Annotated in this window: 13 protein-coding genes and 4 pseudogenes; 3 read left to right on the top strand and 14 right to left on the bottom strand. The window is 66.4% G+C overall.

The features are described 5' to 3' along the window. Positions 1 to 6: 6 nt before the first annotated feature. Positions 7 to 315, top strand: a pseudogene (locus ACOZ38_RS24605) (recombinase family protein); the annotation flags it as partial. A gap of 192 nt (positions 316 to 507) precedes the next feature. On the opposite strand, the gene ACOZ38_RS24600 reads toward ACOZ38_RS24605, so the two are convergent. The 13 genes and pseudogenes from ACOZ38_RS24600 to ACOZ38_RS24540 all read right to left on the bottom strand — a co-directional run bounded on the left by ACOZ38_RS24600 (position 508) and on the right by ACOZ38_RS24540 (position 12863). Next, entirely contained in the window at positions 508 to 1350 is an 843-nt protein-coding gene (locus ACOZ38_RS24600; protein WP_424533525.1) for an alpha/beta fold hydrolase, read from the bottom strand. A gap of 317 nt (positions 1351 to 1667) precedes the next feature. Further along, entirely contained in the window at positions 1668 to 3074 is a 1407-nt protein-coding gene (locus ACOZ38_RS24595) for a non-reducing end alpha-L-arabinofuranosidase family hydrolase (protein ID WP_424533524.1), read from the bottom strand. 509 nt (positions 3075 to 3583) lie between these two features. Beyond that, the gene (locus ACOZ38_RS24590) at positions 3584 to 4486 is read right to left on the bottom strand and encodes an AraC family transcriptional regulator (RefSeq protein WP_424533523.1); all 903 of its coding nucleotides are present in this window, start codon (positions 4484 to 4486) and stop codon (positions 3584 to 3586) included. A 499-nt stretch (positions 4487 to 4985) separates the two neighbouring features. Next, positions 4986 to 5289, bottom strand: a pseudogene (locus tag ACOZ38_RS24585) (DUF6461 domain-containing protein). 149 nt (positions 5290 to 5438) lie between these two features. Next, positions 5439 to 5762 (bottom strand): annotated as a pseudogene (locus tag ACOZ38_RS24580) (transposase family protein); the annotation flags it as partial. Between the two features lie 85 nt (positions 5763 to 5847). Further along, positions 5848 to 6684 carry a GNAT family N-acetyltransferase gene (locus ACOZ38_RS24575; RefSeq protein ID WP_424533522.1) on the bottom strand — a complete coding sequence of 279 codons (837 nt, stop codon included), beginning with the start codon at positions 6682 to 6684 and terminating at the stop codon, positions 5848 to 5850. Next, positions 6681 to 7553 carry an alpha/beta fold hydrolase gene (locus ACOZ38_RS24570; RefSeq protein ID WP_424533521.1) on the bottom strand — a complete coding sequence of 291 codons (873 nt, stop codon included), beginning with the start codon at positions 7551 to 7553 and terminating at the stop codon, positions 6681 to 6683. Before ACOZ38_RS24570 ends, ACOZ38_RS24575 begins: the two co-directional genes overlap by 4 nt. Positions 7554 to 7605: 52 nt before the next feature. Then, the gene (locus ACOZ38_RS24565; protein ID WP_424533520.1) at positions 7606 to 8553 is read right to left on the bottom strand and encodes an RNA polymerase sigma factor; all 948 of its coding nucleotides are present in this window, start codon (positions 8551 to 8553) and stop codon (positions 7606 to 7608) included. 558 nt (positions 8554 to 9111) lie between these two features. Beyond that, entirely contained in the window at positions 9112 to 9540 is a 429-nt protein-coding gene (ssb, locus tag ACOZ38_RS24560; RefSeq protein ID WP_424533519.1) for a single-stranded DNA-binding protein, read from the bottom strand. An 80-nt stretch (positions 9541 to 9620) separates the two neighbouring features. Continuing rightward, positions 9621 to 10604: an alpha/beta hydrolase gene (locus ACOZ38_RS24555; RefSeq protein WP_424533518.1), complete on the bottom strand. Its 984-nt coding sequence runs from the start codon at positions 10602 to 10604 to the stop codon at positions 9621 to 9623. Between the two features lie 208 nt (positions 10605 to 10812). After that, positions 10813 to 11130: a putative quinol monooxygenase gene (locus ACOZ38_RS24550; RefSeq protein WP_424533517.1), complete on the bottom strand. Its 318-nt coding sequence runs from the start codon at positions 11128 to 11130 to the stop codon at positions 10813 to 10815. Positions 11131 to 11288: 158 nt separating this feature from the next. Beyond that, positions 11289 to 11675 (bottom strand): annotated as a pseudogene (locus ACOZ38_RS24545) (IS5/IS1182 family transposase); the annotation flags it as partial. A gap of 273 nt (positions 11676 to 11948) precedes the next feature. Next, positions 11949 to 12863: a ribosome-inactivating family protein gene (locus ACOZ38_RS24540; protein ID WP_424533516.1), complete on the bottom strand. Its 915-nt coding sequence runs from the start codon at positions 12861 to 12863 to the stop codon at positions 11949 to 11951. A gap of 469 nt (positions 12864 to 13332) precedes the next feature. On the opposite strand from ACOZ38_RS24540, the gene ACOZ38_RS24535 reads away from it, so the two are divergent. Beyond that, positions 13333 to 13788 (top strand): hypothetical protein, encoded by a 456-nt coding sequence (locus ACOZ38_RS24535; protein ID WP_424533515.1) that lies wholly within the window; start codon positions 13333 to 13335, stop codon positions 13786 to 13788. 168 nt (positions 13789 to 13956) lie between these two features. On the opposite strand, the gene ACOZ38_RS24530 is transcribed toward ACOZ38_RS24535, so the two are convergent. Next, positions 13957 to 14565 carry a TetR/AcrR family transcriptional regulator gene (locus ACOZ38_RS24530; RefSeq protein ID WP_424533514.1) on the bottom strand — a complete coding sequence of 203 codons (609 nt, stop codon included), beginning with the start codon at positions 14563 to 14565 and terminating at the stop codon, positions 13957 to 13959. Positions 14566 to 14641: 76 nt separating this feature from the next. Here ACOZ38_RS24530 and ACOZ38_RS24525 point away from each other — a divergent pair, with 76 nt between their 5' ends. After that, complete coding sequence (locus ACOZ38_RS24525; protein ID WP_424533513.1) at positions 14642 to 15829, top strand: cytochrome P450; 1188 nt, start codon at positions 14642 to 14644, stop codon at positions 15827 to 15829. Positions 15830 to 16314: the final 485 nt, after the last annotated feature.

Here is a 16314-nt window from a genome sequence, read left to right as displayed (position 1 = left end):
GTCGTCATGCCGAGCATCGTCTCGGAAACGTCCCGCAACCCCCGTGCCGACACACCGGTCGGGTACGCCCGGGTATCCACCCGCGGCCAAGACCACCAGTCCCAGCTCGACGCCCTCGCCGGAGCGCACTGCCGCGAGGTGGTGGTGGTGGAGACGGCGAGCACCCGCGGCGAGCAGCCGAAGCTGCGCGCCGCCCTGGACCGGCTGCAGCCCGGCGACACGTTGGTGATCTACAAACCGGATCGGGTGGCCCGATCGATGAAGGAGCTGCTGGTCTTCGTCGAGGACGAGCTGCACGCCCGCGGCATCGTGCTGGAGATCCTAACCGGGGTGTGCGCCGGCGGTGCACCGCCCCGACGGCGCTGGGCTGGCCGACCGGCTGCTGTTCGCCCGCCAGCCAAAGTGCGGTCACTTCTCGCGAACATCGATCATGCTTACGGCGACCAAGCGCGGTCAAAACTCACGAGCAAGTGCGGTCAGTTCCCACGAACAAAATCACGCCGTCCTCTACCCGAGCGCGAGCATCGCCTCGGCGACCTCGCCGGCCGCCGCATCGGGGATCGCAGTGGCGGCCTCCTCGAGGACGAGCAGCCGCGCCCCGGGGATCTCGCGCGCGATCGCCTCGCCGTTGCCGACGGGGAAGAACTGGTCGCGGCGGCCGTGGACGACGAGCGTGGGGACCTCGATCTCGGGCAGGCGCTCGCGCCAGCGGGGTTTGCAGTCGAGCTTGGAGAACACCATGCCCATCTGGTTGGCCATCTGGACCGGGGGTGCGGTGCCGGGCGTGCGGTCCCAGATGCGCGCGGCGATCGCGCGCGCGGCGACGGGGTCGTCGCCGAGGATCTCCGCGCCGGCGGCGGCGAACTCCGCCACCGCCTCGCGGTCGGTCCAGTCGGGCATCGGATGCGCGAACAGCCGGCTCATCGTCGCCTGGTCATGGTCGGGGAGGTCATCGTCGGGCGGGCCGGGCGCGACCGCGCGGGTGCCGGCCAGGGTGAGCGCCGAGAACGAGCCCGGATGGTCGAGCGCGGCCACCTGGGCGACCATACCGCCGACGCCGATCCCCGCGAGGTGCGCGGGCCCGCCGCCGAGCGCGTCGGCAAGGGCCGCCGCGTCGGCGGCGAGGTCGCGCAGGGTGTAGGCGGGCGCCTCCGGGTCCGCCGTCGTCGACTCGCCGCTATCGCGCAGGTCGTAGCGCACCACGCGGTGCCCGCCGGCGGCGAGGCGCTCGCAGAGCGCGTCGGGCCAGGAGAGCATCGTCGTCCCGCCCGCGAGCAGGATGAGTGGTGCGTCGTCGTCACCGAAGGACTCGATGCCCAGGGCGACCTCATTGGCGTTGACGGTGGTCATCGGATCACCGTACCGGAGCCATGGGCCGGGATGGATTCGCACCAGCCACTACCGCCGACGAGGAGACCCAATCCCTCCACATCTACGGATGTAGTACTGGTAACCGCCCGCGTCGTGATCGCCGAGGCGAAGTCTCTCGCTTGGACGGCAGGATGATCTGGACTTTGTGCGTGACCTGGGCGGGCTCGGCTTTGCACCGAGCCCGCTGATCCAGCTCGACCCGGTCCTGATCGCGTGCCGTGATAACGCTCACCCGATTCGGCATACGCCTTTGGCGTGAACGTCTGGAACGCCCGGGCCGGGCCCGCGTCACGCTGTTAGCGCTGCAGTGTTAGCACGCCTGGCCGGTAGGGCAGGAGGCCGTAGTCGCCGCCGGAGCTGGGGCTACGTCCTTGGTAGAGCAGCTGCAGGTTGCAGGGGTCAATGGTTTTGGTCTGATCGGGGTTGTTGCGGACCAGATCGCCGTGGCTGATGTCGTTGGTCCAGGTGGCGCCGCTGTTGGCTTTGCCGGCGAAGGGATTGTTCTCGGTCGCGGCCTGCGGTGTCCACGAACCGCCCAGGCTGGTGGAGGTGAATGAGCGGAAGTAGCGGCCCTGGGAGCCGATCGCCTCGACGAGCATGAGGTATTGGTTCTGGCCCTGGACCTTGTAGACCTCAACCCCTTCGAACAGATTGTTCGTCGAGTCGCTCATGACCTCCGTCGAGGTGGAGCCGAAACTGCCCGGGAAATTCCCGATGGGCATGCTGGCCCGGTAGATCTTGCCGTTGTCTCCGGCGAAGAAGAGATACATGTTCGTGCCGTCACCGATGAGCGTCTGGTCGATGGGTCCTGTTCCGGAGCCGGAGATGGTTCCGGTGAAGAGCACCTGCTGGGATGACCAGCCATTCGGATTGGTGGGGTCGTTCGAGGTCCGGTAGGAGAAGGCGGTCCCACCCCACTGGTAGGCGAGGACCCAGATGTTCTTGGGGGCGAAGTAGAAGAGCGTGGGTGCGACAGTGCCGGTAGACATCGTGTTCTGGCTGGCCGAGGCCATGTCGGACCAGTTCGTGAAGAGGCCGAAGTTCATCGAACCCCAGCTGCTTCCGTTGTCGTGCGTCGTCGCGTAGACGAGATGCTTGCCGTTGTAGACGACGTTGGTGAAGTCCTTGAGCGAGGCCCACCCTGACTTCGGGTTCGCCAGCGCGCCCGTCGATGTCCAGCGGTACGTCGACGGAAGAGCGCACGTGCCGGTCGGAGTCGGCGTGGGGGTGGGGTTGGTGCCGCCGCCCATCTTGACGAGTTGCCATTGCTGGTTGGTGCCGTTCCAGTTGGTGTACTGGACGATGTTGGCGTTGTCGGCGGTGGAGGCGTTTTGCACTTCGAGTGCTTTGTTGCTGTTGCGGTTGATGAAGCGGACGTAGCCGCCGGAGCTGTCGGCCAGGCTCCATTGCTGGTTGGTGCTGTTGCCGTCGGTCCATTGGACGACGGCTGCGCCGTCGGCGGTGGAGTAGTTGTAGTCGTCCAGCACCTTGCCGGAGCTCTTGGATTTCAGCCGGTAGTAGCCGCCGCCGGAGTCGACGAACTGCCACTGCTGGTTGGCGCTGTCGCCGCGGGTCCATTGGGTGATTCGCGCGCCGTCGTTGGTGGCGTTGTTGTAGACGTCCAGGGCCTTGCCGCTGTTGTGGTTGACCAGCACGTACCAGGCGCTGGTGTCGACCGTCGCGGCCTCGGCGGGGATGGTCATGAGGCCGCCGGCGAGTAACAGGGCCAACGCGGCCGCCCACCGGCGCCATTGTCGAGTGCTGAGCGCTGTAGATCCTCCATGGGACAGGGGAGAAACTGCGGCTGTTAGCGCTAACATTTATCCCTTATTTGCCCCCGTATGTGGCCGAAGGGACGATGCTGCGGAGTACATAGGACTGACCTCAGCGTGTCAATCAGAGCGTTCGACTCAGGAGGAGGCGCATGCGCTTCACCAGGGAGTTTCGCGCGGTACCGAGGGAATGTCGCGTGAAAGCTTCACGAGAGTTCCTTGTCGCGCACGCTGGGGGTCGTCAGCTTCGACACGACGCTGTATGGCCCGGCGAGCACGGTGTACGGCATCGAGCAGGCCGCCAGGGGCGCCGGTTACTTCGTCAGCATCGTGAGCCTGCGGACCATCGACAAAGCGGGAGTGCGCGACGCCATCGGCTGGGGCGCGATGTTGGATTGCCGTGGCACGGGTCGGGCCACACGTGGCGATGTAACGCGCTTCTACCGGTGGGTTGTGAGCTCGTCTGCCTTGTTCGCTGTCCAGCGAATCGCGTCCTGGCTTGGTGGTGCGCCGAAGAGGCGGCGATATTCGCGGCTGAACTGGGACGGGCTGTCGTAGCCGACGCGGTAGCCAATATGTGCGATGTCTTTGGGGTGAGTCGCCAGTAGAAGCCGGGCCTCATGGAGTCGTATCTTCTTTTGGAACTGGATGGGGCTCATTCCTGTGACAGCCTGGAAATTACGGAAGAAGGCAGAGGAACTCATGCCGATGAGTTCTGCCACTTCCTCCACCCGGAACGACGTTCTGTAATTCTCCCGAATCCACTGTACGGCTTTGGCGATGTGGGAGAGGTTGCTGTCGGCGAGACCGATCTGACGGACCGTCGCGCCCTGCTCGCTGGTGATCAGCCGCCACAGGATCTCCCGTTTGATGAGCGGTACGAGCATGTCCATGTCGCGAGGGTGATCGAGCAGGCGCAGCAGCCGTACGACGGCATCGAGGAGTTCGTCGGAGGCGTTGCTGACGGCGAGGGCGGGAGGTGCGGTGTCGTTGTGTGGAAGGGTGCCGGGAGCCGCTTGCATGAGCACGTCGGCGACGGCCGACGGCTGAAGCAGCAGGCCGAAACCCAGGGCCGGCTGTTCCGGGTCGCCCTCCGTGAAGTGGCCGGTGACGGGCAGATCGACCGATGCGACGAGGTACTGCCCGGCGCGGTACTCGTACACGTACTCGCCCAGGGCGAGGCGTTTGGCGCCCTGGGCGATCAGCGCCATGAGCGTTCCAGTCATCGACGCCGACGGCGAGTCGGACTTCTCCGCGCGCCCGATCAGTACGCCCTCGATGGCGGTGGTTCCGTCGGTCTGAGCGTGACGGGCCAGTAGGGCACGAAGTTCATCTAGCAGCATGGCTTGGTTTAACCTTTTCAGGCGGAAGTCGGGCCCAGCAATCCATCCCCAGGAAAGACTGCCGGAGAGGAAAAGCAAGGGAGCGATGCAGAACTCGGCTGCGGGTACGTCGGACCGTCCCCCTGCCCATGTGTCGGCGAATACGTACGAGTCGCCCCCGAGAGTCGGGGATACGGACGCCCCGGCAGCTGGCGATCCCGGCGCCGGCGAGAGAAGTGAAGCTGGTCGGAGCGAAGGGATGGCAGAGTGGGAGCTTGGTCAGGAATATTGAATTCTGCAACCGATCGGGAATGGGGAGTAGTGCAATGGTTCCGCAATTTTACCCCTGTGTCCGATTGGCGGTTCCGTGAGTGAAGCTTTTTCATCCTGATGGCCTGGTACGGCTGACAACTACAGGCCAGCGGCGAATGGTGCTCCCCCGTGGAGCCCGGAGGAGCTTACAGCGCAGTGACCACCGTCTGCGCCCAACCAGCCGGGGGCCGCGGACGGATGGTCCTGCTCACCTCGGCCCGGGAACGACTCCGCACAGGTAAGTGGACTCCTCCAGCAGCTGCGGTGTCAGCGTGATCCCGGTGAGGCGCTCGGCCAAGAGGAACACCCGTCCTTCGTGAACGGCGAGTGGAGGATAGCTGGAGTGGATCCGCTCCATGGTCTCCACGAGTTCGTCCGGCACCTCCTCTGACTCACCCTCGTGCCAGGACTCGAACTGGACCGTTGCCGTCTTCGACCCAGTAGAAGTGGTACAGGAGCTTGGCCTCGAGGAAAAAGTGGGAGACGAGGCGGGTGCCCGCCGACAGCGGCATGATGATCTCTTAGCCGTAGGCCTCGACCATGAGCACCCAGTCTCCGACGGCGACGGCACCGAACATGCCCCTATTGATCACTGCCGCGCCGCCTGGGCGTTCTGGGAGGGTTTGGATCGATCGCAGCCCATGCCACTGAGCCCTTTCAATCCTGAGTAGCGGTCCTCTTCAATGCCTTGGAGGACGAGGATGGCCTGCACGATCGCCGTTGTACGGCGGGGGCAGCAGCGCAGCTTCGCGAGCACCTTCCACGCTTTCAAGATGGCGGCGGCGCGTTCACCGAGGGCTCGGATGCGGGCATGGGCGCGATTGACCTCTTTCTGCGCCCGTGACAGCCGCGGCCGGTGACGCTTGAACGGGGTGCGGATCATGCCGCCCGCGTCTTGGTATCGCTTGCCGGCCCGCATCCAGGCGCCGCCACCGGCATCGACGTTGTGCACGCTGAGCACGGATGAGATCGGCCAGGCGGGCGAGCGTGCGGTTCGATCCGGATTGCCGGCCTATTACGGCTTCTGGCTGCAACACACCGGAGCCCGGGCCGTGCCTACCTGGCCCCCACTACTCGCGCCAGAGCCAGGTGACCCGCTCGTACAGCGGCTCGAAGCCGGTGCGCAGCATGTTGTGGAGGGATGTGTTGTGGTCGCCGGAGTTTTCCGCTCCGGACTCGGCGACGAGCCATCGGCAGCCTGCCGCCTTGGCTGCCCGGACGCGGGCGGTGAGCAGTGCTGAGTGGGCACCGCGGCGACGGCCTTCCGGGAGCGTTGCTCCGCCGAACATGTCGGCGCACTCACCGTTGATGAAGATGCTCCCGACCGCGATGATCCGCTCGCCGTCCCAGACGGCGTACTGTCGCCAGTTCGGCTTGCCCACGCACGACGCGGCCATGTCGACCATGCCCGGCGTGTTGAAATCGAAGGCAGTCATCATGACAGTGGCCCACTCGTTCGCCTGGTGTGGCTCGACCATGCCGACGCGCAGGCCGGGATCGAGCGGCGCGATGCCGTCGCCTGCGGACAGCGTGGTCTCGGTGTCGCAGCCCAGCTTGACGTAACGACGTCCGGTTGTGAGGTCCAGTTGGGCGACGGCCGAGGCCCAGTCCGGTGGCAGCAGCGGCGGCGCGATCATGAACGCGCCTTGGGACACGCCCTGCTTGCGGCAGAAGTCGCAGACCCGTGCCATGACGTCGGCTGTGATCGGCTCGCCCTCGCCGAACCCGCCGGCCCGGTTGAAGAAGTGGCTCGGGTCCTCGCGGACCGCCAGTGCGAGCGCCGAGCCGACGCTCAGCGAGCCGATGCCCAGCGCCTCCCGTACCGGTGTCGGCGCGCCGGTCACGAAGTCAACGTACGCCGCGATCTCGGTCTGCTCGGCCAGGCTGAGCGGCACGGTGGTTTTCACTTCCGGTTTCCCATCTCTTGGTCGTGTATGAAGTCCAGCACGGCGGAGGCGAACTCGTCGGCCTGCTCGATGTGCCCGAAGTGGCCGCTCTCCCGCAGCTCGCACAGCCGTGCGTCCGGCATTGCTGCGTGCATCTCGTACGCCAAGCGGGGTGGGCAGATGAAGTCGTAGGTGCCGACGATCACCAGTGTTGGCACGTTGATCGCGCCGAGCCGGCCCCGTACGTCCCAGCTGACCGGGAGCCGGTTCGGGTCGTGGATGACCACCAGGGCAAGCTCACCCAGCCGTTCCACCGTCTTGCGGTAATCGGCGAAGTAGGCGGGCAGGATGCCGTTTATGTAGCGCCCGAACGACTCGTCGTCGGTGACTTCCATCGTCCGGGACAGATTGACCGCGTCCCACATCCGGCCTGCCTCGACCGCCTCCGGCCGATCCGCCCAGCGCTGGACGAAGGACGCCATCTCCTTGGTCGCGGCCTCTCTCTCCCGCCGCCCGTTCGCAGGCGCGGTGTCGTAGAGGATCAGCCCGTCGAGACGGTCAGGGTGGTCGAGGCCGAACTGGAGGGCGACGAAGCCGCCGTGTGAGTGGCCGAGGAAGTACCCGGTGGGAGCACCGATGTCGTCGAGTACGGCTTCGGCGAAGCGCGCGTAGCGGGACACGGAGTAATCCCCGTCCGTTAGCAGGTCGCTGTCGCCGGAACCGACCGGGTCCAGGTGGACCAGGGTCAGCCCGCGTTCCAACCCGGGTATCCGCAGGTACTCCGGGTGCACGCCCGGGCCTCCGGAGTGCACGAGGCACACGGGGCCCTCACCCGCGATGCGGTAGACCTGGCGTATGCCGTCGACGACGGCGGTCCGTGCCTCACCCACGGCGGCTCCCGTAGGCCGCCCCGGTACTCGGGACTGCGGTTTGCGATTCGTTTCAGCGGCGGCGTGGGTGGTGAAGGCGCAGCTTGCTGACACGGCCACGGTCCAGGAAGTGCACCCACACGACACCGGGCGGGCAGTGGAACGGGTCCTCCAACGGGTTGAGCAGGGCAGCCTCCCAGATGACCACCTCGCGGCTGGCCACGACGTTCAGCAGCTTCTGGCGTACGCCAGCGGACACATCACGATCGAACGCGGCGGGCAGGTAGTCGATGCCCGTGCGTTTGCCGGTCGGCCATATCACATCCGCCTGTGGTGACCACCGGTCGGACAATGCCGAGGCGAGTTCGCCACGGTACGCGGACACCATGGTTTCCTCGGCCAGCCTGCGGTGCAGTGCGCTCAGGGCGGTGGCATCGTCGTGCACCCGATCGGCCGAGCTCAGCAGAGCACCGGCCAGCTTTGTGCGCGCCTGGTTGAGCCTGCTGCGCACAGTGCCGACCGGCGTGGCACACAGCGTCGCGATGTCCTCATAGGACGTGACGTCGGTGAAGTAACGCAGCATCGTCACCAGCCGCAGCCCGGGAGACAGATCCTCCAGCGCGCTCCAGACCCAGTCCCGCAACGCGTGCCGGTCGAGAACCTCCGCCGGGTCCGGTGGACCGCCCGACCGGTCCATCGCGACGGCCTTCGCGGGTTCGGCCATCGGAACCGCCGACATCTTGCGCAGCTGTGCACGACACACGTTGCGCACCACCATCCGCAGCCACGGACCGACCGAGTCCGGATCCCGTACATCCCCTATACGGCGCAGCGCGATGAGCGCCGCCTCCTGCACAGCATCCTCGGCGTCCTGACTATGGCCCAGCAAGCCCAGTGCGACCGCTCGCATACCCGCTCGGTGTCTGGCGAGGAGCAGGCCAAGACAACTGGCGTCGCCCAAGTGTGCGGCGCGCACCAGTTCGGAGTCTTGAGGCGCTCCACCCACCAGAAGGTCGTCCACCCCACGATAGTACGCAAAGACTTTACTAAGGCGGCCTCGACTCGATGTGACCGTAGAGCTTGTCTTTGCCCAGGTCGTAGGCGGCGAACAGGTGCCGGACTCTGTGTGGGGGCGGGTGTAGGTCGCCCGCCGCCGGGGCCTGATACAGGGAAGCATGATCCGCCGCTACATCATCTGGCGCAACCACCACGCTGACGACCAGCGGCTACGAGCCGTGGTCGGCAAGGCGAACGTTGCCTGATGCGGCACTAATGGGCAACGCGGCGGTGCACGCCGACTGCCAGACCATCTGCGTAACTGTCACACGGCATACCGAGGACCGCGTGCGCATCGGAGTCATCGACAGCTCCGGCAGACAGCCGACCCGGCGAACGGCAGAAGCCCGGTGCGTGTTTCGACGATGTCGGCCAATCGGTGACGGCGGGCGCTGGAGAGTGGTGGCCGCGAGGCCCTGGTCTCCAAAGGAGCGGGTGGGGCGGTGTGCAAGCTTGATGAGGCTCAACTGGCGCACCTGGAGGAGGTACTGGCGCGCGGCCCGGTGGCGTACGGCTGGCCGGATCAGTGGGGAACCTGTGCGGGCTGGGGCACCCAGTAACCACCTGCAGGCGCGACCGGTGCCGCCGGTACAGGTGCGGCCGGCGCGGGGACCGGCGGCTGCGGCGTGGCCGTCTGCCACTCCTGAGGAGCGCGGGTGCTCTTGGTCCGCTTGGTCACCTGAGCGGTGGCGTTGCGCAGCGAAGCGCCGACCTGCTCGACCTCGATCTCGTTGACCGTGACGGTCTGGCCTTCCTTGGCCTCGAAGGTGCGCTGCACCAACCTGCCGACCACGATGACCCGCATTCCCTTGGCCAAGGTCTCCTGGGCGTACTCGGCCGCCTCCCGCCGAACATTGCAGCTCAGGAACAGCTTGTTGCCGTCCTTGTACTGGCCCGCCTCCTTGTCGAAGACGCGGGAGCTGGAGCCGACGCGGAACCGCGCGACGGCCACCCCGGAGGGGGGATTCGGCCGGCGGTCGATCCGCCGCCGGCCTGCCGATAGCTGCGGTACGGGGCTATCGAGCCCCCACGTCAGTCCTTCTCGGTCCCGCTGGCGGGAGCCGGGGTCAGGACTCGGGTGAGCCAGTCGTTGCGCGTCCGGCGCGCCCCGGCGGAGACTGCGGCCTGCGGGAACAGGGCGTCGAATCCGTGGAAGCCTCCCGCCCAGATGTGCAGTTCCGCCTGGCCGCCGGCTGCCCAGATCCTGGTGGCGTAGTCGACGTCCTCGTCGCGGAAGACCTCGGCCGCGCCTGCGTCGATGTAGGTAGTCGGTAGGCCCGAGAGGTCGTCGGCCACCGAGGGTGAGACATAGCCGGGCACTTGCTCGTCCTCGATGTCGCCGAGGACCGATCGCCAGCCGAACTCGTTCATCTCGCGGGTCCAGACGCCGGGTGTGCCGGAGTACTGCCGGCTGGAGGTGGTGATGTTGCGGTGGTCGAGCATGGGGCCGATCAGGACCTGGGCGGCGATCGCCGGGGTGCTGCGGTCGCGTGCCATCAGGGTGACGCCGGCGGTGAGGCCGCCGCCGGCGCTGGCGCCCGCGACGATAATGCGGGCGGGGTCGATGCCCAGTTCGGTGGCGTGTTCGGCGATCCAGAGCAGTCCCTGGTAGCAGTCGGCGACCAGGGTCGTGCCGGTGGCCTCCGGTGCCAGCCGGTAGTCGACGGAGACCACGACGGCGCCGAACAGGTCGAGCCACTCCAGCGGGATGTCGATCTGTGAGAAGCGGTCGCCCATGACCATCCCGCCGCCGTGCATCCAGTAGATGCACGGCGCCCCAGTGGAGCTCTCGACTCCGGCGGGGCTGAAGACCGACAGTGGAATTTGCGCACCGTCCGCGGCGGGTACGGTGACCTCACGCCGTTCGACTGCGCGACCTGCGAGAAGAGGCTCGACCGGCATTGATGAGAAGGGGCGGATCTGTGCGAGCGCCTCGGAGTCGAGTTCGGACCGGAGGGGCATGTCGGTGAGCAGCGCGCGCAGCTCGGGGTCTAGGTCGGGTCGGGCCGGGGTCACGGTGGGCACCTTTCGTCGGGTTGTGCCGGGTGATCGGGGAAGGAGTGGGCCGGTCAACAGGCGCTGTCGCCGGTTGACCGTGCCTGCGAGGCAGGCGGGGATGTGAGACGGATGCGGAGCCGCCAGACCTGAGGGGCGCTCAGACCCGCGGTGCCGCCAGGCCGGATTGCGAGGATTGAGGAAGGACCGGCCGACTGGCCGGCAGTCCTCAGAAGGCGGCTTTGCCGCGGACCGGTACGTAGTCGGTGTGCTCGGATTCCTTGGCCAGCAGTCCGTCGATCTGCGCCACGATGGCCTGGGCGGCTTCGCCGGCGAAGATCCGGTGGTGGTCCTCCTCGCTGGTCCAGCCTTCGGTGACGTGGACGACGTCGGGGTCGGAGGCGGAGCGGGAGACGAGGTAGACGATGCAGTATTCGCTCGCGCCGGGGCTGCCCTCATCCAGTCCGGTCAGCAGCAGGTCGACCAGCTGATCGCCCAATCCGGGCTTGGCGGTCAGGGTGGCGTTAAATCCATAGTTGGCGGTCATGTCTACCTTCTTCTGCGGGCGGAGGAATGTGGATGCGTGTCCTGGAGGGAGAGCCCAGTGGCTTGTTCCTGGATTCCAGTGATTCCATTCAACCTGTGTGACCTGCGGGAATGGTAGACCGATGCTCGCTGACCCTTGCACGATCCTCTCTAGTCCGAGAGTGAGTGCCGGTTGCGTGCGGCAAAGGAGGCATGCATCTCCGCCACCGTGTGGTCCCGGGTCGGGACTAAGGTGCCGTCCACGATGAGCACGGTGCCCTTGGCGAACCGCTTACGGGGTTGGAGCGCGAGCATCGGCCCGAGGTGGTCGATGATGCGGTCCGCTGCTGATGAACGGGTCGAGCTGGCGCATCGTCAAGTTAGTGCGCCAGTACGCCGCGACCAGCAGAGCCCGGTCCTCCAGCGGGAGGCTCCACGGCCGGCCCTTGCGGACCGCATCCGCACCCTCACGCCGCAGTACGGTCACCAGCTTGCCGAACAGGCGGGGGCTCAGCCCGGTGAACGGGCTATCCAGGACGGCTCCGACGCCGTGATCACACCAGCCACATCAAGATCATCTCACTCGTGGCCAGCAGTTACGGGACAACCTTTGGGTTCGGGATAGGCTCCGAGAATCCTCCGCCCCGCGTACGTTCAACCCCCGGATGACTTCGAGTACCGACCACTGAGCAAGCGGAGCCCTCCGTAACCGGTGCGATGAGTGAGATCACCACGCCAATGACGAGGGCTCCGCCGCGTCACCACCTCTGCTGCATCAAAGGGGTTCGTTTCCGAATCATGGACTCAGAACTGCTGACCGGGAGATCCCGGAGGGTGGATCTAAGCCGATCCCAAGGCTATCCCCAGGTAGGCGCGCGCATCGGCGGTGGTGCGCAACGTTCCAACGTTCGGGATCGTGAGCGTGCCGGTGCTCCCGTTGACCCGCGCATAGAGGAACCTGGATATATCCTGCCAGTGGGTCTCCAACTCGTGTTGGCGCAACGGCGTGGGCGCCTGGGAATAGCCAGTCATCGCTGTGCGCCATATTCCCTCAACATCGTTGAGGCGCGAAGCCTCGACGGTTGACTGAATGATCGTCTGAAGGGCCCGGGCCACCAAGGTGCGCTGCTCAGCGCCAGTGGGAGCCGTCACCGTGGCGAGTCGCTGAATAGATGCCCGCATGTCGAAGAAACCGACTTGGATATCCGTCACCGACCGTTGGGCGACCTGCGAGAGAGCCGTGTAGCCACCGGCGTAGCCGAGCGAGATCGCGTTTCGGTTAATGTCGGAGGGGAGGATGGTCGTGCTACTGCCACGAACGGGACTCTCCATCAACCCCTGGGTAAGGGACGGGGTATGGTCAGAGAATGACCACGTCGTGCCCGCCTGGTTCGAGAATCCCCAGACATAAAGGTTCGAAGGGTTCACCCAAACCCGGGCCGTATTTACCCCACCCTGGTCGTTAGGAGTGCTGAGGTTCAGCATAATGAGGCCGTTGGAGGTGAACGGGATGCCGGCGTTTTGCGTCCGCATTCCCACGTTGGGATTGGGATCCAGATGACCTGCGGCGTTCCTGAGCGACCCCAGGAAGGATGAATAGCTGATGCGATTCGCGTCGCTGGCCGTATCACCCAGGCGGAAGTTAACCCACGTAAGGTGTCCCCGAGGCGTGTCAGCGAAGGCAGGCCCGCCTGTGCCGATGACCCCGAAGAGAACGGCTGTAATGCCGAGGAACGCAGTGAGCGCGAGTCTCACTCCGCGACGAGTTCTTCTCATTTTCTGCTTTCTTTTCGTGCGACACCAAGCTTTATAATGTGAGATCTGTTCGATCTCACAAATTAGGCCATGGCGATTCTGACTCACTCGCCCGCCACCACTCATTAGCTGACAGAGGGGATGGCGTATCTCGCCAGCGTCAGACGTGCAACGTCTACGCCCGCATTTCCGAGAAGGCAACGCAATAAATGCCGAACTCGGATGCGGACTAGCCTTTTGAGGGATCCCTCAAATTCTACGATGACGGTATAGAACTCGGCTACCCCGTCAAAGTGGCAGCAAGCATGCGGTGAGCACCATACGTTTCAACCCGCGAATACGGTCACTGAACGTAGGAACAGAAGAAGACTACCCCGTCCGAGGCGGGAAAGTGTTGCATAAAACTGGCGAATGCTTGCCTAATCCCGTGACCTATCCTTCACCCTCCGCACGACGTTCGTACTGAATTGTGGTCAAACGCCCTGCAAAGCTCCCGACTATCAGCCCCCAACATCCGCTGCCGCCGCTGGCTGACGGCTACGGCGGCCTTCGCGACGTCGATCGCCAACCGCTTGGGCCGCAACTCGTGGCCCTCCGGCGAACTGGATCGGGCACCGCCGAGGCCGCCGCGGCCCTGCTCGCCACGGGTGTTCCCGTCGGCCTGCTCGACCCGGCGCTCCGGGAGGCCGCCTCCCGGGCGGCCGTGCTCGGCGGGGACATGCCCCACCGACGCGTGTTCGACGGGCGCGTGTCGAACACGGGCGTATCCAAGGCGGGCCTGCTCGACGCCGGGGAAGAGCTCGCCGCGGCGCCGGACGCGTTCGAGCTGCCGGACCTCGGACCGGATGACCTGGTCAACCTGCAGTACACGTCGGGCACTGGTAGACGCTGGCCAATTTGGCCTTTGGTCTTGCCGGTGGGATGACCGGTTCGCGGGCTATATCGGGAATGGCCACGCCCCGAGCGTGCAGGGTCCACTCATAGGCGATCATGTCGTCGTTGAACACCTTTGGCTGGCCAGATCCCGACCCCGGCGGCGAGCAGGCCGGTCAGGGCGAGCACGCGCAGGGGTGAACAGGAGCCCGGCCACGCGTCAGGAACCGTCGAGGCTCGACAGCCCGTTGACCGCGATCTCGATCCCCCGCCGTCCGGCGGCCAGGACGTCCTCGTTGGAGCCGCCTTGCTGCTGGGCGATGAGCCCCGCCACGGTCAGTGCGCCCATGAAGCTGCCGACCCCCGCGCCTGCCGCCACGGGATCCAGCTCGGGGTAGACCTCGCACAGGGCCTCGGCCAGCAGGGGCTGCCCCTCGAGCATGAGCGTCAGCCCGCGTGCCCGCAGCGCGGGCTCGGTGAACATCAGCCGCGTCCGCAGCGGCGACAGCGCGAAGTCCAACTCGTCGTCCTCGGCCAGGCTGCGCACCAGGGCCTCGAACATCCGGCTCAGCAGATCCCCCAGGGGCTCTCCCGGTTTCCGCCCGGCGATCACGTCGAGCATGACCTGCCAGCGATCCTCGGCGTGCAGGAAGAGCACATCCTCCTTGCTGGCGAAGTACGCGAAGAAGGTCCTGGGCGCCACGTCGGCCGCCGCGGCGATCTCGGCGATGGTGGTCTGCTCGTAGCCTTGCTCGCCGAACAGCCGCACCGCGGCCTCCAGCAGCGCGCGGCGGGTGCGGACCTTCTTGCGTTCGCGATGACCTTCCACGACGCCACCCTACCGCACACCCTCTGCGTTTATGCATAGGTTGCAATTTCGCAATCTGTGCGCTTTTCTGGGAGGTATGGAAACCCTTGGGACGCTGCCGCTCGAGCGGGAGGACCCGTTCGAGCCGCCTGCCGTATTGAAAGAGCTCCACGGACCGCTGCACCCGATGATCTACGCCGACGGGCGGCTCGGCTGGCTGGTCACCGGTTACGCCGAGGCCCGCGCGGTGCTCGATGACCCGCACTTCAGCAACACCTCGCAGGGCGCCGCGCCGCCGATCAAGGAGTTGGTGCCGCCCGAGGGGTTGGCGGATCTGGTGATCCCGCCGGGCTTCTTCATCGCGATGGACGACCCTGAGCACTCCCGATATCGCAGGCTGCTGACCGGGCACTTCAGCATGCGGAAGATGCGCCGGCTGGAGCCCAGGACCCAGGAGGTCATCGACGGTCAGCTCGATGAGATGGCCCGTGCGGGCGCGCCTGCGGACCTGGTCAAGGCGTTCGCGCTGCCGATCCCGTCGCTGGTGATCTGCGAGCTGCTTGGCGTGCCGTACGGCGAGCGTTCGCGCTTCCAGGACACTACCGCGCAGGCGGTGAACCTCGACAACTCCATCGAGCAACGGGGCGCCGCGGGCGCGGAGCTGATGGGCTACCTCTCCGAGCTGGTCGGGCGCAAGCGAGCCGAGCCCGGCGAGGACCTGCTCAGCGAGCTGGTCGCCAGCGGCCAGCTCAACCACGAGGAGCTCACCGGGGTGGCCACGCTGCTGCTGACCGCCGGGCACGAGACGACCGCGAACATGCTGAGCCTGGGCACGTTCCTGCTACTGTGCCGCCCCGAACAGGCGGACCTCGTACGCACCGATCCCAGCGTCGCCGAGACCGCGGTCGAGGAGCTGATGCGCTACCTCAGCATCACGCACATCGGCCCGATCCGGGTCGCCAGGGCCGACGTGCCCCTCGCCGGGCGGACGATCAAAGCCGGCGAGACCGTGACGATCTCCCTCCCGGCCGTCAACCGCGACGCGACCCGCTTCCCGGACCCCGACCGCTTCGACGTCACCCGCCAGGCCGGCCAGCAGCTGGGCTTCAGCCACGGCATCCGCCAGTGCCTGGGCCAGCAGCTGGCCCGGCTGGAGATGCGGCTGGCCTATCCGGCGCTGCTGCGCCGCTTCCCCGGGCTGCGACTGGCCGTACCCGCGAAGGACGTGCCGCTGCGCCCCCGCGCCACCATCTACGGCGTGGCCGCCCTGCCGGTCACCTGGTAGTGGCGCCCACGGGCACGACTTCCATCTGGTTCGTGCCACCCGGGTACAAGGTGCCCGCCGCGGAGGGGTGCGGTGTCATGACCGTGGACGGCGGGTGGACCAGGGCCGGTCGGCGAGCGCGGAGCAGGCGACACCACCGGCAGCTTCCTCCGTCGCGCACCGGTTCCGTGCCGGCAACCGCATCCGGTTGCTGGTCGCCGACGCTCGCACCCGTCGGTAACGCAATCTCGACCCGGCCCGCGGCGTCGACCTCGCCGCGTCCCGGCTGCATCAGTACTGAACACACAACACCAGAAGGGTGTGAACGATGAAGGTATGTCTGGTCACCGGAGCCTCGTCCGGGATCGGTATGACGACCGCACTCGACCTGCTGCGTGCGGGTCACGTGGTTGACTTCGTCGGTGGCAAGCGACAGCGTTTGTAGGTGACTTCGGGCAGCGCTAGGCGATCATCAGGGCCAGAAATGTTTATGAGAATCGGCAGCG

Source organism: Sphaerisporangium viridialbum (assembly GCF_049674955.1).
GTDB classification, from domain to species: domain Bacteria; phylum Actinomycetota; class Actinomycetes; order Streptosporangiales; family Streptosporangiaceae; genus Sphaerisporangium; species Sphaerisporangium viridialbum.
This window is presented reverse-complemented; position numbering and strand designations above follow the sequence as displayed.

What these genes read in the sequence shown, in the direction of transcription:
- ACOZ38_RS24595 (WP_424533524.1), bottom strand. Translation starts at nt 3,074, where the DNA reads ATGACCATCCCCGCCGAGGCCGCGACGGTCGACACCAGCGCCTGGTAC.
- ACOZ38_RS24525 (WP_424533513.1), top strand. Translation starts at nt 14,642, where the DNA reads ATGGAAACCCTTGGGACGCTGCCGCTCGAGCGGGAGGACCCGTTCGAG.
- ACOZ38_RS24600 (WP_424533525.1), bottom strand. Translation starts at nt 1,350, where the DNA reads ATGACCACCGTCAACGCCAATGAGGTCGCCCTGGGCATCGAGTCCTTC.
- ACOZ38_RS24590 (WP_424533523.1), bottom strand. Translation starts at nt 4,486, where the DNA reads ATGCTGCTAGATGAACTTCGTGCCCTACTGGCCCGTCACGCTCAGACC.
- ACOZ38_RS24550 (WP_424533517.1), bottom strand. Translation starts at nt 11,130, where the DNA reads ATGACCGCCAACTATGGATTTAACGCCACCCTGACCGCCAAGCCCGGA.